25 protein-coding genes and 1 pseudogene are annotated in these 25,538 nt (G+C 63.2%); 8 read left to right on the forward strand and 18 right to left on the reverse strand.

Annotation, left to right across the window (positions count from 1 at the left end):
* Positions 1 to 8 precede the first annotated feature (8 nt).
* Positions 9 to 1,217 (forward strand): 3-oxoadipyl-CoA thiolase, encoded by a 1,209-nt coding sequence (gene pcaF, locus ASE00_RS11300; protein WP_056380267.1) that lies wholly within the window; start codon positions 9 to 11, stop codon positions 1,215 to 1,217.
* A gap of 31 nt (positions 1,218 to 1,248) precedes the next feature.
* On the opposite strand, the gene ASE00_RS11305 is transcribed toward pcaF, so the two are convergent.
* From ASE00_RS11305 to ASE00_RS11360, 12 genes are all read right to left on the reverse strand, one after another.
* The gene (locus tag ASE00_RS11305; protein WP_056380269.1) at positions 1,249 to 2,019 is read right to left on the reverse strand and encodes an AglZ/HisF2 family acetamidino modification protein; all 771 of its coding nucleotides are present in this window, start codon (positions 2,017 to 2,019) and stop codon (positions 1,249 to 1,251) included.
* A 2-nt stretch (positions 2,020 to 2,021) separates the two neighbouring features.
* Positions 2,022 to 2,633, reverse strand: a complete 612-nt coding sequence (gene hisH, locus ASE00_RS11310; protein ID WP_056380271.1) for an imidazole glycerol phosphate synthase subunit HisH — start codon at positions 2,631 to 2,633, stop codon at positions 2,022 to 2,024.
* The gene (locus ASE00_RS11315; protein WP_082594640.1) at positions 2,630 to 3,769 is read right to left on the reverse strand and encodes an N-acetyl sugar amidotransferase; all 1,140 of its coding nucleotides are present in this window, start codon (positions 3,767 to 3,769) and stop codon (positions 2,630 to 2,632) included. The genes hisH and ASE00_RS11315 overlap by 4 nt, the downstream gene beginning before the upstream one ends.
* Positions 3,770 to 3,843: 74 nt before the next feature.
* A complete protein-coding gene (gene fcl, locus ASE00_RS11320; protein ID WP_056380275.1) occupies positions 3,844 to 4,800 on the reverse strand; it encodes a GDP-L-fucose synthase in 957 nt (318 codons plus the stop codon).
* 2 nt (positions 4,801 to 4,802) lie between these two features.
* Entirely contained in the window at positions 4,803 to 5,924 is a 1,122-nt protein-coding gene (gene gmd, locus ASE00_RS11325) for a GDP-mannose 4,6-dehydratase (RefSeq protein ID WP_200957921.1), read from the reverse strand.
* A gap of 33 nt (positions 5,925 to 5,957) precedes the next feature.
* Positions 5,958 to 7,103 (reverse strand): glycosyltransferase family 4 protein, encoded by a 1,146-nt coding sequence (locus ASE00_RS11330; protein WP_056380277.1) that lies wholly within the window; start codon positions 7,101 to 7,103, stop codon positions 5,958 to 5,960.
* Positions 7,100 to 8,146 carry a glycosyltransferase family 4 protein gene (locus ASE00_RS11335; RefSeq protein ID WP_156405393.1) on the reverse strand — a complete coding sequence of 349 codons (1,047 nt, stop codon included), beginning with the start codon at positions 8,144 to 8,146 and terminating at the stop codon, positions 7,100 to 7,102. The genes ASE00_RS11330 and ASE00_RS11335 overlap by 4 nt, the downstream gene beginning before the upstream one ends.
* A 26-nt stretch (positions 8,147 to 8,172) precedes the next feature.
* On the reverse strand, positions 8,173 to 9,333 hold the full coding sequence (locus ASE00_RS11340) for a hypothetical protein (RefSeq protein ID WP_162256448.1): 1,161 nt from the start codon (positions 9,331 to 9,333) through the stop codon (positions 8,173 to 8,175).
* 41 nt (positions 9,334 to 9,374) lie between these two features.
* Positions 9,375 to 9,992: an acyltransferase gene (locus ASE00_RS11345; protein ID WP_056380283.1), complete on the reverse strand. Its 618-nt coding sequence runs from the start codon at positions 9,990 to 9,992 to the stop codon at positions 9,375 to 9,377.
* 356 nt (positions 9,993 to 10,348) lie between these two features.
* Positions 10,349 to 10,873 (reverse strand): CAP domain-containing protein, encoded by a 525-nt coding sequence (locus tag ASE00_RS11350; protein WP_056380285.1) that lies wholly within the window; start codon positions 10,871 to 10,873, stop codon positions 10,349 to 10,351.
* Between the two features lie 257 nt (positions 10,874 to 11,130).
* The gene (locus ASE00_RS11355; RefSeq protein WP_156405394.1) at positions 11,131 to 11,736 is read right to left on the reverse strand and encodes a hypothetical protein; all 606 of its coding nucleotides are present in this window, start codon (positions 11,734 to 11,736) and stop codon (positions 11,131 to 11,133) included.
* 43 nt (positions 11,737 to 11,779) lie between these two features.
* On the reverse strand, positions 11,780 to 12,739 hold the full coding sequence (locus ASE00_RS11360; protein WP_056380288.1) for a trypsin-like serine peptidase: 960 nt from the start codon (positions 12,737 to 12,739) through the stop codon (positions 11,780 to 11,782).
* Here ASE00_RS11360 and ASE00_RS11365 point away from each other — a divergent pair.
* Positions 12,738 to 12,947 carry a hypothetical protein gene (locus ASE00_RS11365; protein ID WP_056380291.1) on the forward strand — a complete coding sequence of 70 codons (210 nt, stop codon included), beginning with the start codon at positions 12,738 to 12,740 and terminating at the stop codon, positions 12,945 to 12,947. The two genes, ASE00_RS11360 and ASE00_RS11365, sit on opposite strands and share 2 nt — an antisense overlap.
* A gap of 64 nt (positions 12,948 to 13,011) precedes the next feature.
* Here ASE00_RS11365 and ASE00_RS11370 read toward each other — a convergent pair whose 3' ends face one another.
* On the reverse strand, positions 13,012 to 14,034 hold the full coding sequence (locus ASE00_RS11370) for a GlxA family transcriptional regulator (protein WP_235538635.1): 1,023 nt from the start codon (positions 14,032 to 14,034) through the stop codon (positions 13,012 to 13,014).
* A gap of 30 nt (positions 14,035 to 14,064) precedes the next feature.
* On the opposite strand from ASE00_RS11370, the gene ASE00_RS11375 reads away from it, so the two are divergent.
* On the forward strand, positions 14,065 to 14,628 hold the full coding sequence (locus tag ASE00_RS11375; RefSeq protein ID WP_056380292.1) for a fumarylacetoacetate hydrolase family protein: 564 nt from the start codon (positions 14,065 to 14,067) through the stop codon (positions 14,626 to 14,628).
* Between the two features lie 374 nt (positions 14,629 to 15,002).
* On the opposite strand, the gene ASE00_RS23470 is transcribed toward ASE00_RS11375, so the two are convergent.
* The 3 genes from ASE00_RS23470 to ASE00_RS11395 form a co-directional block, all read right to left on the reverse strand.
* Entirely contained in the window at positions 15,003 to 15,731 is a 729-nt protein-coding gene (locus tag ASE00_RS23470) for a hypothetical protein (protein WP_156405395.1), read from the reverse strand.
* Positions 15,732 to 15,803: 72 nt separating this feature from the next.
* Positions 15,804 to 16,073, reverse strand: coding sequence for a hypothetical protein (locus tag ASE00_RS11390; RefSeq protein ID WP_056380299.1), 270 nt, complete (start codon positions 16,071 to 16,073; stop codon positions 15,804 to 15,806).
* A 322-nt stretch (positions 16,074 to 16,395) separates the two neighbouring features.
* The gene (locus ASE00_RS11395) at positions 16,396 to 17,349 is read right to left on the reverse strand and encodes an IS1595 family transposase (RefSeq protein WP_056380301.1); all 954 of its coding nucleotides are present in this window, start codon (positions 17,347 to 17,349) and stop codon (positions 16,396 to 16,398) included.
* Between the two features lie 221 nt (positions 17,350 to 17,570).
* Between ASE00_RS11395 and ASE00_RS11400 the strand changes: the two genes are divergently transcribed.
* Positions 17,571 to 17,945: a hypothetical protein gene (locus ASE00_RS11400; RefSeq protein WP_156405396.1), complete on the forward strand. Its 375-nt coding sequence runs from the start codon at positions 17,571 to 17,573 to the stop codon at positions 17,943 to 17,945.
* Positions 17,946 to 17,964: 19 nt separating this feature from the next.
* A pseudogene (locus tag ASE00_RS24465) lies at positions 17,965 to 18,075 on the forward strand (HGGxSTG domain-containing protein); the annotation flags it as partial.
* Between the two features lie 135 nt (positions 18,076 to 18,210).
* Here ASE00_RS24465 and ASE00_RS11405 read toward each other — a convergent pair.
* Positions 18,211 to 20,886 (reverse strand): EAL domain-containing protein, encoded by a 2,676-nt coding sequence (locus tag ASE00_RS11405; protein ID WP_056380304.1) that lies wholly within the window; start codon positions 20,884 to 20,886, stop codon positions 18,211 to 18,213.
* 58 nt (positions 20,887 to 20,944) lie between these two features.
* A complete protein-coding gene (locus tag ASE00_RS11410; RefSeq protein WP_235538636.1) occupies positions 20,945 to 21,787 on the reverse strand; it encodes a metallophosphoesterase family protein in 843 nt (280 codons plus the stop codon).
* 217 nt (positions 21,788 to 22,004) lie between these two features.
* Between ASE00_RS11410 and ASE00_RS11415 the strand changes: the two genes are divergently transcribed.
* The 3 genes from ASE00_RS11415 (at position 22,005) to ASE00_RS11425 (ending at position 25,525) form a co-directional block, all read left to right on the forward strand.
* Positions 22,005 to 22,862, forward strand: a complete 858-nt coding sequence (locus tag ASE00_RS11415) for an FkbM family methyltransferase (protein ID WP_056380306.1) — start codon at positions 22,005 to 22,007, stop codon at positions 22,860 to 22,862.
* A 114-nt stretch (positions 22,863 to 22,976) separates the two neighbouring features.
* A complete protein-coding gene (locus ASE00_RS11420) occupies positions 22,977 to 24,395 on the forward strand; it encodes an SAM-dependent methyltransferase (RefSeq protein WP_056380308.1) in 1,419 nt (472 codons plus the stop codon).
* Positions 24,396 to 24,532: 137 nt separating this feature from the next.
* Complete coding sequence (locus ASE00_RS11425) at positions 24,533 to 25,525, forward strand: KpsF/GutQ family sugar-phosphate isomerase (RefSeq protein WP_056380310.1); 993 nt, start codon at positions 24,533 to 24,535, stop codon at positions 25,523 to 25,525.
* The last annotated feature ends 13 nt before the right edge of the window (positions 25,526 to 25,538 follow it).

A 25,538-nucleotide genomic window follows, 5' to 3' on the forward strand; every position in this document is an offset into this window, starting at 1 on the left:
GAAAGATCATGACCGACGCCTTCATCTGCGACGCCATCCGCACCCCCATCGGCCGTTATGGCGGCATGCTCGCCGGGGTTCGCGCCGACGATCTCGGCGCGCTGCCGCTGAAGGCGCTGATAGAGCGCAACACTTCGCTCGATCCGGCGGCGATCGAGGAGGTCTTCTACGGCTGCGCCAACCAGTCGGGCGAGGACAACCGCAACGTCGCGCGGATGAGCCTGCTGCTCGCGGGCCTCCCCACCAGTGTGCCCGGCCTCACCCTGAACCGGCTGTGCGCCTCGGGCCTCGAAGCGGTCGGCGCAGCGGCCCGCGCGATCCGCACCGGCGAGATGGCCCTCGCGGTCGCGGGCGGGGTCGAGAGCATGACCCGCGCCCCCTTCGTGATGGGCAAGGCCGACGCCGCCTTCGGCCGCGCGCAGAAGCTCGAGGACACGACGATGGGCTGGCGCTTCGTCAACCCCACGCTCGACGCGCTGTACGGCACCGAGACTATGCCGCGCACCGGCGAGAATGTCGCGCAGGAGCATGGCATCTCGCGCGCCGATCAGGACGCCTTCGCGCTCCGCAGCCAGCAGCGCGCCGCCGCCGCGCAGCAGGGCGGCTTCTTCGCCGAAGAGATCGTCCCGCTCACCCTGCCCGGCCGCCGGAAGGGCGACACCGTCACCACCGACACCGACGAGCATCCGCGCGCCGACACGACGATCGGGACGCTGGCGAAGCTCAAGCCGCTGTTCGGCCCCGACGGCACCGTCACCGCGGGCAATGCGTCGGGCATCAACGACGGCGCGGCGGCGATGATCGTCGCCAGCGAGACCGCCGCGAAGGCGCACGGCCTGACGCCGCGCGCCCGCATCCTCGGCATGGCCAGCGCCGGGGTCGAGCCGCGTGTCATGGGGATCGGTCCGCTGCCCGCCACGCGCAAACTGATGGCCCAACTCGGCCTGTCGATCAGCGGCTTCGACGCGATCGAGCTCAACGAAGCCTTCGCCGCCCAGGCGCTCGCGGTGACCCGCGGCCTCGGCCTGCCCGACGACGCGCCCCAGGTGAACCCCAACGGCGGCGCGATCGCGCTGGGCCATCCGCTCGGCATGTCGGGCGCGCGGATCGCGATGACCCTTGTCCACCAGCTCGAACGGACCGGCGGCAAGCGCGGCCTGGCGACCTTGTGCATCGGCGTCGGCATGGGCCTGGCGCTGGCCGTCGAGCGGGTCTGAACGCCGGCAGGTGAAAGCCCATCGCGCCGGATCAGGCTTCCGCGAGGATTCTGTCCTTCTCGTCGGGCGCCGGATAGTTGATCAGCACCGCGCGATATTTGCCCTTGAAGACGAACAGGCTGCCCGCCGCCGCCCCGATCACCCCATGATCCCGGACAAGGCCCCCGATGTCGTCGAGCGACCCGGCCCCGCCCAACAGGGTGAGCGGCAATGAGGTGGCGGCGCGGACCGCGGCGATGAGGTCGCGGTCATAGCCCTTCATCACGCCGTCGCGGTCGACATTGTTGAGCAGGATCTCGCCGGCCCCAAGGTCCTGCACCGCGCGCGCGAACGATACCGGATCACGGCCGGTCCGCCGCGTGGCGTTGTGCGTCACGACCTCGGCCCGGCGCAGCAGGCCGGTCTTCTGCACGTCGAGCACCGCGACGATGCTCTGGCTCCCCACCCGGGCGGCCGCCTCCGGCAGGAGCTGCGAATCCGCATGCAACGCCGCCCCCAACGCGACCTTCTCCACGCCGAGCCCGACGATGCGCTCGATCTGCTCGACCCGGCCGACGCCTCCGCCATAGCAGAGCGGCATGCGGCATTCGTTCGCCAATATCTCGATCAGCCGGTAATTGGGTTCGCGGCCATGCCGCGTCGCATCGATATCGACGACGATCAGCTCGTCGACTTGCTTTTCGTTGAAGATGCGCACCGCGTTGATCGGGTCGCCGACATATTTCGGGCTGCCGAACCGCGTCGTCTTCACGAGGCCGCCGTCCTGGACGAGGAGACAGGGCATGATCCGCGCACGCAGCATCGTCAGAGCGCCGCGAAATTCTTGAGCAGGCGGATGCCGCCGGCATGGCTCTTTTCGGGATGGAACTGGGTCGCGTAGATATTGCCCGCGCCGATCGCCGCGGCGAACGTCACGCCATAGTCGGCCTTGGCCAGGATCGCGCCGTCGTCGGCGGGAATCATGTGGAACGAATGCAGGAAGTAGAAACGGCTGCCCTCCAGCCCGTCGAACAGCGGGCTCGGCCGGTGCAGGATGATGTCATTCCAGCCCATGTGCGGCAACTGCGTTTGCCCGTTGAGCCCTGCCGTATCGAGCTTCACGACCTCGGCGTCGATCCAGCCGAGCCCGGCCTCCCGCCCCTCCTCGCTCCGCCGCGCCATCATCTGCATGCCGACGCACACGCCCAGCACATCGGCCTTTTCTTCGAGCACGACGCGGTCGAGCATGTCGCGCATGCCCGACGCCTGCAGCCGCGCCATCGCCCAGTCGAACGCGCCGACGCCGGGCAGGATGATCTTGCGCGCACCCGCCAGCGCCGCCGCGCCGTCGGCGATGCGGACGGGGATGTTCAGCTGCCGGTAGATGTTGGCGAAGGCCTTCACATTGCCGAGGCCGTAATCGACGATGGTGATCAACGCTTGCCGCCGATTTCGAGGCCGAGCCGGCGCATCGCCCAGGCGCCCGCGTCATAGATCGCCCGCTGGTTGCGATAGTCGCTGTAGCGCTTGTGCGGCAATGCCATGAACCCCATCAGCTCGTCGACGCTGATGTCCAGCTTGTTGGCGACGAACTCCTTGTCCTGCGCGATCGTCTCGCGATCATAGGAGGGCTTTTCAAGCTCGGCCAGCGCGTCCTCCCGGCGCATCTGCCCGGTCACGATCAGGCTGGAGAACTGGACACGCCGCACGTCATATCCGAAGCGCTCGGGCAGCCAGTAGCTTTCGTAGAAGCGGGTGAAGCGCGATTCGAAATGCTTCTGCGGATAGGGCTGCCAGCCGAACCGCTCCGCCAGGAACGCCTTGGCCTCCTCCTTGACATAAGGGACATGGTTGAGGGGGCGCAGCACCTTGATGCGACGGACATAGGGCAGCCACAGCTTGTGCCAGAGGATCGAGGTGACCGGATAGCTGCGCAGCGGGCGCCGGCCGAAGCGGCGATGGATGTCGCGGAGCTGCCAGGAATCCGACTGATAATACATCCACTCGACCGGATTGCGCACGCACTCGGTCGACAGGTTCGCGCCGGTCAGGATCGTGTTCACCCCATGCTCGGTCGCGAATTTGTACATCGTCGCGAAAAAGGCATGGTCCTGCGGAACGTCGATATGCGGCACGCCCGAGCGGAAGAAGGCGAGCTGGAGGTCCTTCATGTCTTCCCAGTTGATGACCTCGGTGAACAGGTCGAGCTTCAGCCCGTCGACCAGCCGCTCGATATTGTTGACCGCGATCTGGGAGTTCCAGCCGGCGTCGACATGGAACACCAGCGGCCGCAACCCCAGCATCTCCTTGGCGACATAGAGCAGATAGGAACTGTCGATCCCCCCGCTCATGCCGATGATGCAGTCGAAGTCCTTCCCCCGCCCCGCCTTGCGCACCCGCTCCAGCGACCGTTCGAGCTCGGCCCGCCCGCGCTCGTCGGGGTGCCAGTTGGGCAGCGTGTGCTCACGGAAGGTGCGGCAATGATCGCAGACCCCCTCGGCGTCGAAGCTGATCGCGCTGTCGCTGGTGTCCATGACGCAGGAAGTGCAGATCTGGTAGGCGCGCCCGGTCATTGTGCTTCAGGAATTCCCGACAGGAGGAAGGACGTTTGCGATGACGTTACCCGATCGATCGCCATCATGGCAGATTATAGATGGCGCGCCTGATTTTGGTGATCGACGAACCAGCGATAGGCATCTTCCAGGCCGTCGCGGATGGCAATAGTGGGCTTCCAGCCGAGCGACGACAATTTGGAGATGTCGAGCAGCTTGCGCATCGTTCCGTCCGGCCGGCTCTCGTCGAAGCTTATTCGTCCTTGGAAGCCCGTGATGCCGGCAATCATCACCGCCAGGTCCCGGATCGAAATGTCTTCGCCCAGGCCGACGTTCAGATGCGAACACATCGGACGGGTGACGGAGCGATATTCCTCCTCTGACAAACCGAGCACGAAAAGGCAGGCCTCGGCCATGTCCTGCACGTGAAGAAACTCCCGCCGGGGCGTCCCCGTCCCCCAGACGACGACTTCGTCCGCCTGCCGCGCCGCTGCCTCGGTGAACCGTCGAATGAGGGCCGGCACCACATGCGAATTCTCGGGATGGAAATTGTCCCCGGGCCCATACAAATTGGTCGGCATCACGCTGCGGAAATCGGTGCCATATTGGCGGTTATAGCTTTCGCATAATTTTATGCCCGCGATCTTCGCGATAGCATAAGGCTCGTTGGTAGGTTCGAGGGCTCCCGTCAGAAGCGCCTCCTCTGCCAGCGGTTGAGCCGCCGCGCGTGGATAGATGCAGGAGGACCCCAGAAACAGCAATCTGGACACGCCCGCGGCGAAAGCCTGATGGATGACATTGCATTCCATCATCAGATTCTGATGGATGAACTCGGCCGGATAGCTGTTGTTCGCGTGAATCCCGCCAACCTTCGCGGCCGCGAGGATCACCATGTCAGGTCTCTCCGCCTGCATGAACCCGGCTACCGCGTGACCGTCGGTCAGGTCGAGCTCGGCGTGGGTCCGGGTCAGCACCTCCTGCCCCCGATGCTCGAACGCACGTGAGATGGCCGATCCCACCATTCCACCATGACCGGCCACATAAACGCGCATCGTCAGTTCTCGAACGTCATGGATGAACGAAATCCATGCGCGCGCAGCAGCGCGTGGCGGCGGGCCTTTTCAAGATCCTCCGCCACCATCTCGGAACACATCTCCCGAGCGGTTGTCTTCGGCTGCCAGCCTAATTTCACCCGCGCCTTGCTGGGATCCCCGAGAAGCGTTTCGACTTCCGCAGGCCGAAAATAGCGCGGATCGATCCGGACGATCACATCGCCCGGTCTTACGCCCGACGCGATCTCACCGTCCACCGCCTCGACGATTCCGACCTCTTCCACCCCTTCTCCCTCGAAGCGCAGTTCGATCCCCAGTTCCTGCGCCGTCCACAGGGTGAACTGCTTGACCGAATGCTGCTCGCCGGTCGAAATGACATAGTCTTCCGGGCTGTCCTGCTGCAGCATGAGCCACTGCATTTCGACATAGTCCCTTGCATGGCCCCAGTCGCGCAAGGCGTTCAGGTTTCCGAGGTAAAGGCAGCTTTCGAGGCCCTGGCTGATATTGGCGAGCGCGCGCGTGATCTTGCGGGTGACGAAAGTCTCGCCACGGCGGGGGCTCTCATGATTGAACAGGATGCCGTTGCACGCATACATCCCATAGGCTTCGCGATAATTCACCGTCATCCAATAAGCGAAAAGCTTCGAGACGGCGTAAGGCGATCGGGGATAGAAGGGCGTCGCCTCGGTCTGCGGAACCTGCTGGACGAGCCCGTAGAGTTCGGACGATGATGCCTGATAAAAGCGGGTACTGCTCTGGAAGCCGAGAAACCGGATCGCCTCCAGCAGCCGCAAAGCCCCCATCGCATCGACGTCCGCCGTATATTCGGGCGCCTCGAAGCTCACCGCCACATGGCTCTGCGCGGCCAGGTTATAGACTTCGTCCGGTTCGACCTCGCTGAGGATGCGGGTCAGGTTGGATGCGTCGGTCAGATCGCCATAATGCAGCCGGAGATGCCCGCCCTTCTCGTGCGGATCCTGGTAGAGATGGTCGATACGCTGCGTGTTGAACAACGAGGATCTGCGCTTGATGCCATGGACCTCATATCCTTTGGCCAGGAGCAGTTCCGCCAGGTAGGAACCATCCTGCCCGGTTATCCCGGTGATCAAAGCCTTCTTCATCATCGAAAATCGGTACCTTCGGTAACTGCTCAGCGTCTACGAGCGCGCTCGGACTTTGCCAAGAACGGACTCTATGTACGAGAATGTCAGGTCTGAGCACCGGTCCCATGTGTAAGCGGTGCTGTTCTTTCTGGCCATGGCGGCGATCTGTTTGGCAACCACATCGCTCGATACGACCTTCTCGATGGAAGACGCGATATCGGCTGAATCGGTGGGATCGAAATATATCCCGCCGTCGCCCAAGGTTTCCCGGAGACTTTCGAGACGAGAGCAGACAATCGGGATGCCACAGGCCATCGCCTCGAGCAGGGTTATGCCGAACGTCTCGCACGATGAGGCGAATATCGCGATATCGGACGCGCGGTAGAGATCGATCATCTCGTCGCGGCCAAGATGGCCGAGCATTCGCACCGATCCCTCGCGGGCGGGATCGCGCGCGATCATCGAGCGGATTTCCGCGACATGCGCCGGCTTGCCGCCGCCGACGAGGGTGAGTTCGACGCGATATCCCCGCGCCTGCAACAGGCCGATCGCCTCTATCACCTTGTCCTGGTTCTTATAGGGCGCGATCGGCGACACATAGAGGCACCGGATGACCCCGCCCTCACGCGGAATAGCGGGCCTGGCCACCGCCCCCGCCTGCCGATACCGCTCGTCAAAGCCGTGCGCTATGACCGTGGTGTCGGCTAGGGCGCCCGTATATCGGCCGATCGTCTGCCGTGCGTGCTCGGTTAGAAATATCACACCGTCCGATCGCCTCATGCGCGCTACCTGGACGCGCCCGATCGCCCATAGCCGCAACTTCTCATAACCGAAGGAGAAGCGCTGCGGGATGCCCGCCTCGAACGAGAGCATGTCCTGGCTCAGGGCAACCGACGGTCTGAAATCGCATAAGCTTGCGGCATCGAGCGTGAACATTATGTCACAGCCGTAACGTCGCGCTTCTACCCCCAGCACGAACCTCTGCCAGAACAGTTGAAACAGAAGGGGAGCGTTCAGGAGCCTGGACCTGTGCCGGATAATATGGGCCGAGGGCTCGATCTGATCGAGCAGTTCGTCATAGGACCAGATGTGCAATTCGATATCCGGCCGGTCGGCCTTGGCGAAACTGCGCAGAATCCCGAGCAGATGACCGATGCCGCCGCCCGACCTGATCCGGGAAGCGTCGATGCCGATCTTCATGGATTCGCCTGCCGGAAAACTGTGCCCGGCTTGCGCCTTGCCAGAGACAGGAAGCTCTGCGCGGACATTTCGGGATTGATCGCCATCGCGAGTTCGGTGCTCCGCTTCCCCATGGCCTGTCGCTCCCCCTCGGAACTAAGCTCCATCCGGCGCATCGCAACCGCGAGATCCGCCGGATCCGCATTGCGTACCCGAAAACCGTTATAGCCGGGAATAAGCAATTGCGGCGCCGCACCAACGCCTTCCGACAGAATCAGCGGCAGACCCGCAGCCGCGAATTCGTGCACCACCACACCCCATTGGTCCAGCCGGCTGGGGAGGATGAATGCTCCAGCGCGCTCGGCCAAACCGGCAAGCGCATCCTGATCGCTGAAGCCAACATGGTGTATATCCGGGCACCGTGCAACGCGCTCAGCAAGCTCGCCGCTGCCGACGCAGGTGAGCGTCCACGCTCCCCCCAGCTCCTTGCGATAGATGTCATAGGCGTCCAGCAGGACGTCGACCCCCTTCACCCGTCGCAACGCCCCGACATACAGGAATCCCGTCGTCGCACGCGCGAGACGCCGTTCCGGCACCGCGCCGAAGAGCCGGGTGTCAGCACTCAACAGGTGAAAGATGATCTCATCGTCCCGGAAACCGAGCCGCTGCGCAAAGGCATATTGTCGCGGCCCGGCGACCCACGCGTGAGAAAAGAACAGCGGCCTGAGGACGAAGCGGGACAGAAGCGCCCCTGCGCGCTGCCGCAACCTGCCAAGCCACTGATCGTCGAAACCGACGACGACCGGCGTTCCGCTTCGGCGCAGCGCCATTGCCGCAGGGAGATATCCCAGATCCTGCCACCCGGCGATGTAGACGATGTCGGGACGCAGGGCCCGCGCCATATCCGTGATCGCCCGTGTTGAAAAACTCTCCCGGTCGTAAGTGGTTACCGGGAGCGACGACGGAAGTTGGTAGGGTGTGATATTTCTTCTGGTCCACCGCATCACATGCAGCTCGCAACCTGCTGCCAGGAAACTCCGGAATACCGGAACGTGATAGGGCATGATTTCGCTATGGAGGTACAGGATCCTCAATTTTGCATCCGCCTGCGGGCAGACAATGTTTCTGCAAACAGAACCGGCATCAATGCCACCGACAACATGAAGGACCAATATAATGAGTATATATAGGGCCTTTGCAAGATAAGGATCAGCAGAGTTAACGGAATTGCCCAGCCAATTTTCCTATTCTTGAAGCATAAAAATAAAAGCATACAACATATCAGGAAATATGGAATCCATACAAATATACCTGATGCAAAAAGGATACTGAAAGGATTAGAACTCATATCCAAATCAAAACGACCATAGGACGTCAGGTATCCCTTTTTAATTATATTCCAGTCCAGGTAATAAAAGAAATTTTCGAGCTGGTTCGATCTGTTATCTCCGGCGAACTTTCCGTCCTCCATGCGGAATCGTGAAAGAACAGTCTCGGAAAATATATCTCGGGCGGTAGGAATAGCCAACAATGCTATCGTAGCCAGAAAAGCCACGGCAAAAGCGACAAATCGCTTACCCCTTACGAAAAAGGCGGAAGTCCAAAAAATAACTAAAGCTATGAAAGCCATGACAGAGAGAGTCACAAGATTAGCCAACAATATAAGCTGGGTCTTAGAACTATTTTTCCCATATATATCATTAATTATAGCGACGATTATCGAAAACATCGCCAGAGCACCCGGCTCATCGAATATTCCCGAAGGTCTTATAAGCCCATCCTGCACGCTATTTGTAAAGGACGTGAGATAGAATGGCATCTCCTTGTCCGTTTCCAGGTTCATCGCGGCAAAAATCGCCCCGCCACCCAAGAGAGCATATATAAGTGCTATCCAGGCACCTGCGAGAATGCAGAATGTAATGATGTTCAGAGCTCTGACGGCTTGCTCGGAATAAATATACCGCCGGCTATAATATACCGCTATCACCGAAGCACTGCCGACGATACCGATCATGATCTGATGATAGGCCCCAGAAATGATCGTTCCCAGAATGCCGAACGCGAAATAAAGGAGCGCGATCGCGAGTGGCCGGTAGCTATGGGTCTGCTCACGTTCACCGATGAAGCATATTGCGAGCAATCCGACGAACGACGCGACATAGACATATTTGATGTCCCAGTTCAGCAGGCCATGCAGCGGATGCGACGTTGGGGCCAATATGCAGAGAACGGCCAGCACCGACAGGACCATCCGATTGATCCCCCTGGTGCGGGACTGAAGGGAAGTCTGGCTCATTTGAATTGTTTCACAACCTTGGCAGGACAGCCGGCTAAAAGAGAGTTGGGCGGGTAACGGCCACGCTTTACCAGACTCCCTGCAGCCACCAAGCTCCCGCTACCGATGACCGCCCCGGCAATGATCGTGGCGCCGGTGCCGATCCATGTGCCCGATCCGATCCGGATCACCCCCTCGCTCGGCGCGCCGGCACGGCGGGAGTCATCGCCCATGAGGTGGCTTCCTGCGTGGATGGTGACGCGCGGCGCAATGTCGCAACGACAGCCAATGGCAATGTCACCACCCGTTATCAAAACCTCATCCCCCACGAACGTGTCGCGCCCAATCTTGATCTTCCCGTGGTTGAGGAATGCCGAGTGCATGATGTTGGCAGACATGTGCACCCGATGCCCCATCGCGTTGTGGAAGCGATTACGCAATGTCCTGAAAGGCGCGCCACTGAAAAGGGTCAAGACCAGACGGGACTGGCTTCGCAGATAGGATTTCAAACGCGGAAAGAATGTCATTCGAAGTCCATTGCCGCCCGGGGCCTGGCCGATGTTCGCCAACAGATGATGCCCCAGCCCCGTCGGTCCCTTTTTGCCCTGCGATAACGGCCTAGCATTCAGGGCCATTCGTACCAATGCCTATCTTGATGAAACGCGCGCTTGGCTGGGTATGGAGGTCAACGGGGGCGGTCAACCAGGGCGGATCGACATTCGGTTCTGACCGAGCCGGAAATGCCAGTCTTCGGTGACCCCGCGCGCAGCGTACTCCGCCCGGCCGAGGGGTTGCTCTGGGAAGTGCGCTGGCAAGAAGGACTGCGCAGCGCGGGCTGTGGTTGTCCGTGCCAGCAGGCCGTCGCTGCCGGCGTGCTTCCCACAGCAATCACGGCCATCAATCTATGTGACGACCGGCCCAAATGTACGTGAGCAACGGAAGCACCGGAAACCGCATTTGCAGGCCGGCATGAGCTGAACGTCGACCCGCCCTAATATGGTCTTTCACCCAAAATATTTCCGCCCTCGCTGTAGCGGCAGACGAAGAATTCGTCTTTCCGTCCCCGCCGTAAGGCACAGCCGACCGCCTTGCTCGAAGCCCATACCATCTGCGTGTAGTGACCGACATCCTCCAGGTCGCCGGTCCGGCTATTGTCGGGGAAAACGCCATATTTGAAGTTGCGCTTTTCCTTCAGCCACAGCTTCGACATATCATCCGCGGAAAAGGCTCCGGCGGTGCCCGCCCACAAATTTTCGCCCTGCGGTGAGATGTCCGCTGGATCATCGGGGGAATGGACCAGATATCCGAGCCGGGCCAGATGCCTGGCCCAGCGATCCGCATCCGCTGCAAGCCGCCTGTCCCATTTGAGGGGCCCGATCCCGAGACGTGCCCGCTCGAAATTATGAATGGCAAGCGTGCGCTGTTCGAGTGCCTGGACCCTGCCGATGCTTCCCATGGTCAGCACGGCAATGGCCGGCAACGCGAGGGCCCGCACTAAGCGACATGCATCCGGCATAACCTGCTCTTCTCGGCCCCCCCGATCAGAGTTTGGCGGTTATCGCTGTCGCGCACTTAATACGGCACCGTAACGCTCATCTTAAGCGCGGATTTCTACCTAGCTGGCCACAAGGCGCTTCATCCTGTGGAGCCCGCGATCGACGATTGGAGGAACAGCTGGATCCGCCTGTCCTCCGGAAAGGGAGGATCCACCCCACCAAATCCTCCTTACGCGAAGCATGGGGAGGGGAACATGCAAAGCATGGTGGAGGGGTATCAACGGCTTTCGCTTTGGCTCCCGCGCTGCCTTTGACTGGCTCGCGCATCCGCCGACTGAGTATCGTGTTCCCCAGGATTCGGGAAATGTCGCCACCAGCCATCGCGAGCCGTTCTTGTCGCCTGGCTCTGGCGGACCGCCATCCGGCGCATCGTCAATCGGGCATCGGGATAGCCCGGGCGTCGGATGCGGCCTTCGAACAGATCCGGAGTGATGGCGTGCGCGACGCAATCGGCGTGATAGACATCCGCGCCGATGCCGAAGATGCTCGTCGTCGTGTCATCCCGGCTGTGCCGCGCGATATCGAGTCTGGCGCGCAATTCGATGCCCGCCATGCTCCATTGGCCCATATAGGCGAAGCTGCTGTCGCCGCCGCCGAGCAGCCCCTCGCCGATATGAACCACGCCGCCCCGCGTTTCGCCATCCGGGCAACCGAACGTGCCGAACCGCAATGACCACAAGCCCGTCATCTCCCCCGCCGTTATATCGACCGGCGCACCACCGACGACAGGCGGGCGGCCCATCGGGCGGCCGAAGGCGTCCAGCGGAAACCGGCTCGCGCCATCCAGTGCCTCGACATGTCCAAACGCGGTCATCTGTTCCACTTTCATCTCCATTGAAGGCATAAGAGGCAGACTGGGACTCCGTTTAGTCGACTGCCCGCTGCACCGGGCGCGCCTCGGCGAGGCTGGGCTCGCCGTCAGCCACTATGAGGTTCGCGGGCGCCGGTTGATCGCGCACGACCATGTCGACCATCGCCACGATCGCGGGTGTGAAGCGCAGCCCGTAGTTGAAGCATAGATGAGGATCGTATCGAGGCCGGACCTGATCGCAGACCGCGCCCAGATGCACGCCGATCGCGGCGTGCATCCGCTCGTCATAATACATGCCGCCGGACGATCCCGGGCTCGAGTCGGCTGATGTCGAAAAGAGCCGCCGTGCGTTGGTGATGCGCGTGGCCGCCCTGTCGTCGCGCTGCTGACTGGCGGGGAAATCGCGCAATCGGCCCCTGGTGATCCAGGCGCGCTGCATCTCGCCGACGCCCAGATGAAAGGCGACAAGATCCACCACCGCCTTCTCCTGGCCCTTGAAAGCCATCGCCACCGGAATGCTATCGATCTTAATCGGCCGATCGAGCTTGAGGATGGCGACGTCGTAGGAGCTGTCGTTACGGATGGTGATGTCGGCCCAGGGCGACACCGCATATCGGATGCGCGCTTCCTGTCGGATCTGCTGGTTCCGATCATAAAGAATGAAGGCGCACTTGGCCGGGTTTAGCGCCCGTGCCGCCCTCATCGTCGATGCGCCACGGAAAAAGACATGGGCGGCCGTCACCACGGTGTCGGTGCTGCCGAGCACCCAGCCGGTGGCGACATACGCCACGCCGGATGTTCGGGGGTCGCGGCATTCAACCCGGCCGACGCCCGCGAACCGCCCCCTGTCGTCGGCCGACATCATGGCGGAGCCATCGGTCGGGCGGCTTCCACTCAGGATGATGGCATCGGCGGTCGTCCCGCTCGATAACAGCATCGCGGCCACCGGGACGAGCAGGCGGCGCCGGGCCAGGGCGTGCAGCGCCCCGCCCTTCGATAGGTATCGAAAAGCCATGATGATGTCCGATGCAGGCTGTCACGTCGCCGTGGGTCAGATCCGCGTGGCGACGTCACTCATTGAAATGACGGCGGCGCTGGGGCGCGTACACCTCAACCTGTACTGCTGCGCCTTCGGCGATGTCCGCGCCGCTGTGCTATGTCATGGCGCGCGCTGCACGTTCGAAGCGGTGAGCAGCACGGCCCGGCTGGAAAGAGTCGCATGATATGGCCTCCGGGGGCCATGATGCGCCGGCGCCCCCGCCCTCTCAACTTCGGTCTGGCGACATTTCAGGACAAAGCGGCGTCGCTTTCGTCATCGCGCGTGCCTTCTCCGGTAGCCTGAAAGCGAAGGCGATAGTGCATCGGCGTGACGCCGATCCTCCGCATGAAGGCGCGGCGGAGCGTCGCCGTCGATCCGAAGCCCGCGACATGGGCGATCCGCTTGATGGGGGACGCGCTGTCTTCCAGCAGGCCGCGGGCGATTTCGATGCGGGTCAGTTCGACATAATCGGCCAGGCTTATGCCCAGTTCGGCGTGGAATAGCCGCGACAGGTGACGCGGGCTGACCCCGGCCGCTCTGGCGACGGCGGACAGGCTAAGGTCGGCACGCGGATTTTCGAGGATGTGCAGGCGGACTTTGTCGATCGGGCTGGTCGTCGCGATCTGCGCTGTCAGCGTCGCACTGAACTGCGATTGCCCGCCAGGCCGCTTCAGGAAAACGACGAGCCGGCGCGCCACCCACAGCGCCAGCGCGCTCCCATGATCTTCCTCGATCAGCGAAAAGGCCAGGTCGATCGCCGCGCTTACCCCGGCTGAACTGAACACCGGTCCGTCGCGCACGAAGATCTGGTCTGGCTCGACGCGGATGTCCGGATATTCGGCGGCAAGGCGTTCGGCATATTGCCAGTGGGTGGTGGCGCGTCGCCCCGACAACAGCCCCGCCTGCGCCAGCAGGAAGGCGCCCGTGCAGGCGGAGCCGTAGCGGCGCGACTGCCCGGCCTGTTCGCGCAGCCAGCGCGTGACATCTTCGCTCGAACGCGCCGGCACCCCATTGGGCCCGACGACGATCAGGGTATCCGATCGCTCGGTCGCGTCGCGCACGCACGCATCGGGCATGAACTTGACGCCGGACGCGCTCTCGGTGATCGTTCCGTGCTCGGTGACCAATTGCATGCGATACGGTTTCCCGGTCCGCATCTTGCAGTTCGCTTCGAAGAACGCATCGCGCAGGCCGGCGATTTCCAGCAAATGCACATTGGCGGGAGCAAAGATCGTGATCAGCACAACGCGCGTCGCCCAGCGGTGGCGCAATGCCCCCGATAGGTCTGGTAATACGCCTCTTTGGCCGGATTACCTAGAGCGGCAGGAAAAGCCGCCTGGCGCTATCCGCGCAGCCTCGACGGGATCACGCGACCGCCGATTGGCCCGGCGGGCGGCAAGGACATCGCCAACCGCATCGGCCCCTGCATCGTCACCCCGGACGAGTTCGCCGATCCCTACACGCTGACGATGACCGCCCGGATCAACGGAGAAATCTGGTCGCACGGCACCACCGCCAGCATGCACTGGCGCTTCAAAGACGCGATCGAACAATTCAGCCGCAACGCCCCGCTGGTCCCCGGCGAGATCATCGGATCGGGGACGGTCCTCAACGGCTGCGGCTTCGAACTCGACCGCTATCTGCAGTCAGGCGACCGGGTGGAACTGGAGATCGAGGGGATCGGGTGCTGCGGAATAGGGTTGGGTATGTGGGGGAGCTTGAAAGCTAAGGCGCGATCCTATGGCGGCAATTGCGCATCGGCGTGCCGCCGGGCAAATGGAGGCCTGACCTCTCAAATCCTCCCTATCGCAAAGCGATGGGGAGGGGGACCATGCGCAGCATGGTGGAGGGGTATGCGACGCTGATGACCGCAAAAACGCTGGAATTACTATACAGGTTTACCAAATCCGATCGTCGGATAACGATCAACCCATTTTGGCGTAAACTTCCGGATTTAGTAAACTGTCACCGTAATCCTAGGGCGGATCGGCACTCGGTGCAGATCGAGCCGAAACATCGGCAATGGGGGAGCACGGCATCCTCTTCCTGCCGTGCTGGACTTCGGTTTGGCGGGGGCATGAGCCGGTAGACCGGAATCGTGGCCATGTGATCGAACTGCCTCGACCAGGCCGACTGACCGCCAAGATAATTGTTCTCTTTTTGTTCTTGCTTTTTCCGGGCGATTATATACTTGACAAATCGCACAAGGAAAGAACAAATGGAGAATGACAGGCCGGCGCTACCGTTTGAACTTCCGCCAGAGGCGTTGGACGCTGGCGTGGATGCGTTTTGCGAGTTCGAGCCCGACGACGGGAGTACCGCTAGCGAGATCGTTAGCGCCGTCTTCCTTGCTATCTGGGCCAAACTTCCACACCCCAATGTCGTCACGAATTGACCAGCATTCGTTGGCAAGCGCGTGGATTTCAGCGCCGATCTTTCCAATCTGCAGCGGGGTGAATGACTGCTCCTTTTTTTCACCCTTCAGGCGCGACATTCTCAGGGTAGTGGCCCCGTTTTCCATAGGCCGATGAGCGCCATGCACAAGCGTATTGCGGTCTGCCGCCAACCCGTCTCGCAAAGCCTTCCGAACGGCGGTGAGGCGCTTGGTAAACCGGAGAGGTATCTTATTGTGCAGTCCCAGGCCGAGGGCCATATTAATGCGCGGTATGATATCGAGACCGCCGAATATGATTTCCCCTTTTTCGACCGTCATGTCCTCAATTGTGATAAGGACACCGATAACAGCCAATTCGAGGCGAGCCCATTGAAGGCAGAGATGGCCGATACCGGCCATCACTTTGATTTCCTCTGAGGCGCAAGGTTGAGATTGATCCATGTCCGATACCGACCCAACAGATGATGTGCTGCGCCGTATGCTCAGCACCCCACCTAAACCGCATGATGCGAAGAAAGAGTCGAGTCCGAAACGGAAGAGCGCTCCTAAAGCCGATTGATCAGCGGCCAGCATAGTGGTACTATGATACCACTATGCTGGAGCCACCTTTTAAATACGGCGTGCCGTATCGGAATGGTCAGCCGTTTACATCACGGACTGGAGCCACTCCGTCCCCTTGTCGTCATATCCCCACCACGCGGAATCTTCCGTCCAAGCCTGAACAATAAGGTCGTCATTGCTGTCCAGAAACTGGCAAGCGGCGGTGGCGACATCGAGCGCGGACGAGGCTGGCCCAACAATCCAAGCCGATTTTTGAATGTGCCAGTGGTTTGGATAGCCTTCGAGATGCTTGATTAAGTCCGGATAGTTTTGGCCCGGCTTATTGCAATCATAGGCGACGAGATAGTGAGGCATGTACGTGACCCTTTCTTGGTCTGGATCGTACAATCGCCTTGACCTTGGACATCGAAGGGCCCAAATTCCCCCTGCAAAAGCTGCCAGTCCGCTGGCGATTGTACTCATCGTTAGCGGATTGATCGAAGCCGGGGCTGTAGGAGGCCTCGGCTTCAATCGTGTCGGGGACCGTAATAACTCATTAACCGAAAATTGTCGAATTTTTCGAGTCGCTTAGCGGCCAAAAACACGCTATGCGCCTTCCCCGCGCATAGCGTACTAGCTCCCTCGTCAATGTTTAGATCGCCAGCGCTGATTTTTCGGCGGCTTTGTCGGTTTAGCTTTAGGCGTATTGCTCGTCAGACCGCCGATAGGTGAGGCGCTTGCCGCCGATGCCCTTCAAGGCGCGCTCGGCGCGAACATCATCGCTGATGCCGAGCTTGGCACGGTTCGAATAGCGGAAATCGAACTCGGCAAGGTAGCGGTGCAAATGCTGCTCGCCGCAATGCTGATAGATGCCCTTCATGCCACGCTTGAAGATGGAGAAAGAGCCTTCGACGGTGTTGGTGAACACGTCGCCGCGCACATACTCGTTGACCGAGTGATTGACCGTCTCGTGGCTGGCGAACTCTTTGCCGAGCGGCTTATAGAGGCGAGCCTGATCGGTGATCAGACGGGCTTCCTTCGCGATGTTCGCCTTTACGATCGGCTCCACATAGGTCGAGATCATCTGATCGAAAGCGTATGAGCGAATGCGGCCCGTGTCGCGATCGACAAGGCTAATGACCTTCATCTTGTGCCCGCCCGACTGACGGACGGGCTGACCCTTAAGGCGACCGATGTAAGTTTCGTCCACCTCGACGCCGCCACCGCCCGAACCGAACGGCACAGCAAGCTCGCCTTCACGCATGGACTCGCGAATGCGGTGGAACATGAACCAAGCCGTCTTGTAGGTGATGCCCAGCATACGGTGAAGCTGATGGGCGCTCATGCCCTTCTTGCTGGCACACAGCAGATGCGTAGCCATCAGCCACTTGTTCAGCGGAACCTTGCTGCTCTCAAACACAGTACCGACCGTGACGCTGAACTGCTTACGGCAATCGCGGCACTGGTAGACGCCATCACGAACCGCGCCTTCCGGGTGCGCCTTGGTCGGACGACCGCGCTGCGCCGGAAGCCGCTGCGCGTTGACCGACTGGCAGTGCGGGCAAACGGCACCGTTCGGCCAGCGCAGAGCTTCAAGATGCTCGCGTGCTTTGTCGGCGTCGGTGAAGTGCGGGGCGGTAAGGTTCGTCATGCACCCCTTTTAGGGGTCGGGGGTCTGCTTTGTCAAGTATATAATCGCCTTTTTCCGCTAAAATCGAATAGGCATTTCGGCCCCAAAACCGAAGCCGAGCGCCTTTGACCCGGTCCGACGCCGCCTTACCTCCTCCCCATGCGAAGGCCGATCTTCGCCGGGCGGGCGGGTGAAGAAGCCGCCATGCCGGGCCGGATGCGCCCGGCCTGAAAGGCAGGCCGATGACCGACATGACCACCTCCAAAGCACACCGAAAAGACAGAGACCCCGGTAAACCGCACGAAATCCGCGCGCTGATGCGCGAGATCCTCGTCGACCATGCCGTGTCGCTCGATGGCATCTTCACCGATTTCACCGATCACGCCGTGGATGTCTTTCAGGACTCCCCCTTCGCTTCGCAGACCTATCTCCGTCTGGCGATGCGCGCGCAGACCGGGTGCCGCGCGGCGTTGCAGGCGGTCGTTCGGGCCGATCAGGCGGTGGAGGCAGCGGCGGCGAAGGAAGCGCGGAAGGCGGCGGCATCCGGCCTTGATGCGGCCATCGCCCCGCCCGCCGGAAAACCGGCCCGGCGCAATCGCTCCGCCGCCACCCATTAAAAAACGAGCGGTCGAGCCCATGCAACCGGACATCCTGGCCAATGCGCCCCGCTGCGGCGCGCGCACGCGCGGCGGTTCGCCGTGCCGCTCGCCTGCGGTCGGCGGCAAGGCGCGGTGCCGGATGCACGGCGGCGGCAAGGGCAGCGGCGGACAGCGCGGCAATCGCAATGCCTGGAAACATGGCGCGCGCTCGGCGCGGACGCGCGGGATCACCCGCTATCTGCGCCTCTCGCGCCACCTCATCCGTCTCGCCGGCGACAGCGCGTTAGCCGGTGGCGGCGCTCGGGCCGCCGACGGCGCTCTTCACCATGCGTTGCGGGCTCAGCTGCGCCTCCTCGATCGGCTCGTCGAAGGCGATGCCGAAGCGGTCCTCGTCGTTCCAGCGGATCACGCCCTTCACCGGCATCCCGTCGCCGAAATCGAGGGTCACCGCCTCGCCGGGGCGGAACGGGATCCCGCATTCGATCATCGCGCCCGATCGCGACAGGTTGCGCACACGCCCCGTCTCGGTGCCGCGCGGGCTCTTGATCGTGGCGGCGCGCAGCACCGCCACACGCGGATCGCGGGTGACGACCAGGCTTGGCATCACCAGCTTGCCCGATCCCGCCACACGGGCGCGCGCCTCGTCCGACAGCATCGGCTTGCCGAAGATATAGCCCTGGATGTGGCTGCAGCCGAGCGAGCGGATCAGCTGCAATTCCTCGGGGGTCTCGGCCCCCTCGGCGGTGGTCTCCATCTCCAGGCTCTCGGCCAGCGCCACGATCGCACGGATGATCGCGGCATTGCGGTTCCCCGGGACAGCCGCCCCGCGCACGAAGCTCTGGTCGATCTTGATCTTGTTGAACGGCGCCTTCTTCAGATAGCCGAGCGACGAATAGCCGGTGCCGAAATCGTCGAGCGCGAAGCGCACCCCGATCGCCTTCAGCCGCGCGAACATCGCGTCGGTCGCGGCGTCGTCGTTCAGGAACACCCCCTCGGTGATCTCCAGTTCGAGCCGGTGGGGCGGCAGCTGCGAGGCGGCCAGCGCGCTCATCACGATGCCGGGCAGCGACGGATTGGCGAACTGGATCGGCGAGATGTTGACCGCGACGCGCACCGAATCGGGCCAGTTCGCGGCCTCCAGGCAGGCGGTGCGCAGCACCCATTCGCCGATCTGCGGGATCAGGCCGATCTCCTCGGCGATCGGGATGAACTCGCCGGGGGAGACGGGCCCGCGCGTCGGGTGGTTCCAGCGCGCCAGCGCCTCGAAACCGACGATCGCCTCGCTGTCGGCGTTGACCACCGGCTGATAGACGAGGTGCAGCCCGCTCTCGTTCATCACGTTGCGCAGGTCCATCTCGAGCAGGCGGCGCTCCTTGGCGCTGGCGTGCATCTCGGGCTCGTAGAAGCGGTGGACGCCCTTGCCGTCGGCCTTGGCGGCGTAAAGCGCGAGGTCGGCATTGCGGACCAGCGCATCGGCGGTGGCGCCGTCGTCGGGGGCGATGGCGATGCCCACCGACGCGCCGATCGAGACATGCGCGCCGTCGATCAGATAGGGCTTCGACACTTCGGCGATGATCGCGGTGGCGAGGGTGGCGAGCCGGTGCTTGTCGACGATGCCGGGCAGCACGACGTTGAACTCGTCGCCGCCCAGCCGGCCGACCTGCCCATCATTATGCACCACGCGCTGCAACCGCTCAGCCACCTGCCGCAACAGGCTGTCGCCCACCGGATGACCCAGCGTGTCGTTGACCGACTTGAAGCGGTCGAGATCGAGCATGAACAAGGCGGCGCGCTTCGGCCGCCCGGCGATGTCGTGCAGCGACTCGTCGAGGGTCCGGCGCATCAGGATGCGGTTGGGCAGGCCGGTCAACGAGTCATAGCTCGCCAGCCGCTTCACCTCGGCCTCGGACCGGCGCATCTCGGTCAGGTCGGTGCCGCTGCCGCGGAAACCCAGGAAGGTGCCATATTCGTCGAAGGCCGGGCGGCCGGAGAGCGACCACCAGCGGATCTCGGTCCCCGCCGCCGCGCGCACCGCGATCTCGGAGAAAGCGAGCCGGGTCGACAGGTGGAAGCCCAGCGTGCGTTCGCCGTCGCCGGTGCCGCCGTCGCCGCGCTCGTGGAGGACCAGGCCGGTCATCGGGCTGCCGATCAGTTCCTCGACCGGCAGGTCGATCGCCGACGCGATCTGGGGCGAGATATAGGTGAGCAGGCCGCGGGCGTCGGTTTCCCAGAACCATCCGCGCCGGTTCTCCTCGAACTCGCGCAGCAGCACGGCGGCCTTCAGCGCTTCGGCGGCGTTGGCCAGCCAGCGGCGCGAGGCGAGATAGCTGCGTTCGGAAATCCCGCCCAGCGCGACCGTGGCGATGGCGAGAAGCGGGATCAGCACCGCCAGCGCCATCCACTGCCCGGCGGCGATCCCGGCGGTGATCGACAGGGTAAGCCACAGCGCCAGCGCCGCGGTCGGCACCGGGGCGAAGGCCAGGGTGGTGATCACCAGCAGCGCCGAATAGGCGATCGCCGCGACCGGCCAGCGGTCCGACGTCATGTCACCCACGGCGCCGATCATCCAGGCCGACCAGACGAGGCCCTGGGTCAGCCCGAAGATCGAGACGAGCGCGTGCATCCGCTCGGGCGAGAAGGCCGCGGGGCGCTTGTGCCGCGCCACGAAGCGCAGCAGCGCGCCCGACCCGAGGATCAGCGCCAGCGGCGCGGCGAGCAGCCAGAAGGCGGGGCCGAACGGGTCGGGCCTGCGGATCAGCCCCAGGCCCGCCACCACCGCGACATTGGCGAGCAGCAGCATCGGCAGCGCGTCGACCGCCATGCGGACGCGGTTGCCGATCGATTGCTGGTCATGGGTGGTGGCGCGCGGAAACAGGCCGCGCAGGAAGCGAAGCCGCTCCTTGCGTTCTTCCTCGACGCTGTCGACCGCGAGGGCCGACCTTCCACGCACGCGCCGCATCGGGCGACTCCCCCTGCAAACCGGAACCGGCTCGCTGGCGGCCGATCCGATTCGGGGCTTAACCCAAACTGCTTAATTTCGTTTGAACTTCGCCGTCGATCACGCTCGCGCGCAGCAGCCAGCGCCGCTCGCCTTCCAGGCCCAGCGCGGTCAGAACGCCGCTGCGATAGGCCCCGGTGTCGATGCCGATCCGGTTGTTCTGGACATCCGGTTCGGTGGAGATCGAATGGCCATGGACTATGAACGCGCCCAGTTCGCCGCGATGATCGAGGAATTCGTTGCGGATCCAGCGCATGTCGGCCGGGGTCTGGTCGTCCATCGCCACCCCGGGACGGACGCCGGCATGGACGAACACATAGTCGCCGAAGCGGATCGCATCGGGCAGATTGTCGAGAAACTGGCGGTGCCGCTCGGGAATATGCTGCCGCAGCGTCTCGATCGGCGGGATTTCGTCGCCCAGCGCGGCGACCGGCAGGCCATAGCTCGCCAGCGTCTCGTAGCCGCCGAATTTCAGCCAGAGATTCTGGCTGCGGTCCTCGAGCGGGTCGAGCGCGCGCAGCATCGCCTCCTCATGGTTGCCCATCAGGATATGGAAGGTCGCGAAGCCCGGCAGGCCGCTGATCGCATATTCGAGCGTCTCCGCCGAATAGGGCCCCCGGTCGACCAGGTCGCCGAGCAGCACGACATGATTGTCGGCGGCCGCGCGCGCGGCGATGTCGTCGCGGATATGGGCGAGCAGCGGGATCAGCAGGTCGAGCCGGCCATGGACGTCGCCGATCGCATAGACGCGCTGCCCGGCAGGAACCTGCGGGCGCGCGGCATCGCCGCGCCGCGCCGTCAGCGTGTTCATCCGCTGCAGCCAGCCCCTGTCGCCGCCCTGTCCTATGCCAGCCTGGTTCAATTCCTGCCTCCGAACCGGAGAATATGGCGCTCGACCGTCGAATTGGCAATGCGAGGCGCTCCGCGCTCCGTCCATAGTCCATGTGCTTCGGGATTATTCGTCTCCACCGGTCCGATTTTCTGCTAGCGACCCCGGGCATGTACCGAATCCCATTGTCCGACACCCTCCTACGCGGGAGATACGACCGCGTCCGGCAGCGCGGGGCTAGTGTGAAGCCATGACTCGCCCGGTCGATTTCACCCTCTTCGCCAACCGCCGCACGATCCTTCGGTATGTTCCGAAGCTGCAGGCATGGCTGCGCCGCGTCTACCTCCAGCGAACGGTCAGCGCGATCCCGGTCGATAACGACACTATCCTCTGCCGGATCCTTGGCCGGACCAAATTCTTCGTCGACGCCCGCGATCGCAGCATCTCGCCGCATCTGATGATGGATGGCTGCTGGGAACCGCGCATTACCGGCCTGCTGATCGACAAGCTTCGCTTCGGCATGACCGTGATCGATGTCGGCGCGAACCTCGGTTATTTCACCGTGCTGATGGCGCTGCTCTGCGGGCCTAGGGGTCGGGTCATCGCTTTCGAGCCCAATCCGCGCATTGCCGCGATGCTGCGCGACTCGGTGCAGATAAACGGGCTCCAGAGCCGGGTGGATTTCCATCAGCAGGTGGTCGGCGCCACGGACGGCGCCGAGGTGAATCTGCTCCTGTCGGACGACCATCCGGGCGGCACGCAGATCACCGCCCTCGCTCCCGACGGCCCCAATTTCATGAAGGCCACGACGCGCCGGCTCGATGGTTTTCCCGGGGCGATGGAAGCTACGCTGGTCAAGATCGACGCCGAGGGCGCCGAGGAAATGATCTGGCAGGGCATGAGCGCGATGATTGCGGGCGAATGCCTGCGCTACATCATCATCGAATTCTCGCCAGCGAGCTACCATGACGCGCCGGGCATGCTCAATCAGGCCGAGGCGGCAGGCTTCTCGATCGCCTGGATCGACGAAGAATATGGTCTCCGTCCGGTCAGCCGGGCCGAAATCTTCGACGGCAGCCCGCTGCGCATGCTGTTCCTCAGCCGGTGACCGCCATTTCCCGCCTGCCATCCGGACCGGCCGCCCGGAGCGGTCTACCCAGTCTCGCGCAGGTGATCTGCGCGGTTGAAACATTCCTCCTGCGGCCATAGAGCGGCGTCTCCTATGACGATCGATGCCCCCATGCCGCCCCAGGCCTCGACCCGAACCCGTCCTTCGCTGATCCGCCGCTTGGTTTCCTATTGGCATTACGCGTGGAGCGACCTGCGTTCGCTGCCGCATCGCAACCGCCAGCGCGTCGCCCTGCAGCCCTTTTCCTTCTGGCCGGGGCACGCAAGCGCGCTCGTCGAAAACGCCGGACAGGAACCGCCGCTCGTGCCGGGCTACGCCTTTCACACAAATTATGTGCAAAGCTCCGGCGGCCGCATCCGCTTCCTGATCCGCTTCCCCGGGCTGGAAGCACGAACGGGTTCGCTGCTGCTGTCGATCAACCGCCTCGACGGCCTGGGCGTCCTGCGCGACTCTCGTACCAGGCAGCTTCCGCTTGCCGAGATCGCGCGAGCCGGCGGGGAGACCGAGATATCGATGCGCGGCCGCCTCGACTGCAGCTATGCGGTGATGGGCGCGGTTACCGCGGACAGCGACGCGCGCGCCGATCAGGTCGAAATCGACATGATCGGCGGCGAGCCCCGTGAAGCCCTGAACGACCGGTTCGACATCGCGCGCCGAACATTCCTGGCGGCGCCCGGCACCGGCCCGCTGGCTTCCCATATCGTCCAGCGGCCCGCCACCCTCGCCGAGCCCCTGTCGCAGATGTGCACCGCTGCGCAGATGGACGAGCCGGCATATGAGGAGTGGTGCCGGCGCATGGGCATGGCCCGCTCGCCGCATCGCAAGCAGTGGGAATATGTCTTCATCGCCCGCGCTCTCGAATATTATGGCGCCTTGCGCGAAGGCGCCCGGGGCGTCGGCTTCGGCATCGGGCAGGAGCCGCTGCCGTCGGTCTTCGCCGCCGCCGGCTGCCAAATCGTCGCAACTGATCTCGCGGCGGCCGATGATCGCGCGCAGGCGTGGAACGACACCGCCCAGCTCGGCACCAGCCTGCGCGACATCTATCAGCCGCATCTGTGCGACGAGGCAACCTTCTTCGAACGGGTCAGCTATCGCGCCGTGGATATGACCGCGATCCCGGCCGACCTCACCGGCTTCGACTTCACCTGGTCGTCCTGCGCCTATGAGCATCTCGGCTCGATCGACGCCGGCCTCGACTTCTTCGAAAATTCGCTCGCCTGCCTGAAGCCGGGCGGCCTCGCGGTCCACACCACCGAACTCAACCTGAGCTCGAACGACCAGACGTTGGACAGCGGCGCGACGGTGATATTCCGGCGGCGCGATTTCGAGCGGCTGGCGGCGCGCCTGATCCGCCAGGGCCATCAGGTCATCCCAATCACCTTCGACAGCGGCGATGCCGAACTCGACCGGGTCATCGATCTGCCGCCCTATGTGAATGATCCGCATCTTCGCCTCGCCCTGCTGCGGTGGGTCGCGACATCCTTCGGGATGATCGTCCGAAAAAAAGCGTGACGGCCAAGGCGGTTGACCGGTGGCTCCGTCCATAATAGCGGGACCGGACCATTTTGGTGCGTTGCCGCAATTATTATGTTGCAACAAATGCAAGCCCGGCTATTTTCGCGACGAGCAGTGGGGCCAGGGAGACGAGCGTGATAACACACGACATCCGGTCCGACGCGGCCAACGACATCATTCTCGAACGCGGGCGCGAAGTGCTGCGCGCCGAGATCAACGCGCTGGTCCAGCTCGAAGCGCTGCTCGATGACAATTTCACCGCCGCCGTCCGCCTGCTCGACGCGACCGAGGGCCGCATCGTCGTCACCGGCATGGGCAAGTCCGGCCATATGGCGCGCAAGATCGCCGCGACGCTGTCGGCGACCGGATCGCCCGCGATCTTCATCCATCCCGCCGAGGCCGCGCATGGCGATCTCGGCATGGTCAAGCATGGCGATACGCTGATCGTCCTGTCCAATTCGGGCGCGACGACCGAGCTGACCCCGGTCATGCAGCATTGCCGCAACCTGCGCATTCGCATCATCGGCATCGCCTCGCGCGCCGAGTCGCCGGTGATGCAGGCCGCCGATGTCCGCCTACTGCTGCCGCAGGTGCGTGAAGCCTGCCCCAGCAACATCGCGCCGACCAGCTCGACCGTGATGATGCTCGCGCTCGGCGACGCGCTGGCGATGGCCCTGATGGACGTGCGCGGCGTCGCGCGCGACAACATCAAGAAGCTCCATCCGGGCGGCGCGATCGGCCTGCGCCTGATGGCGGTGAGCGAGATGATGCATGTCGGCGCCAGCCTGCCGCTGGTCGAGCTCGACACCCCGATGCGCGAAGTCATCATGACGATGACCTCGATCGGCTTCGGCGTCGCCGGCGTCATCGACGGCGACGGCCGGCTGGTCGGGGTGATCACCGACGGCGATCTTCGCCGCCATATAGCCGATCTGCTCGACGGGACCGCTGCGATCGTGATGACGCCGAATCCCAAGACCGTGCCCCAGGACACGCTCGCGGAAGACGCGCTGATGATCATGAACGACTGCAAGATCACCACCGTCTTCGTGATGGACGAGCAGCGCCCCGGCTATCCGGCCGGCATCGTCCACATCCACGACTTCGTCCGCTACGGCCTGAGCTGAGGACCCCGCCGCT

The sequence above is a fragment of the Sphingomonas sp. Root710 genome (assembly GCF_001429065.1).
GTDB lineage: Bacteria > Pseudomonadota > Alphaproteobacteria > Sphingomonadales > Sphingomonadaceae > Rhizorhabdus.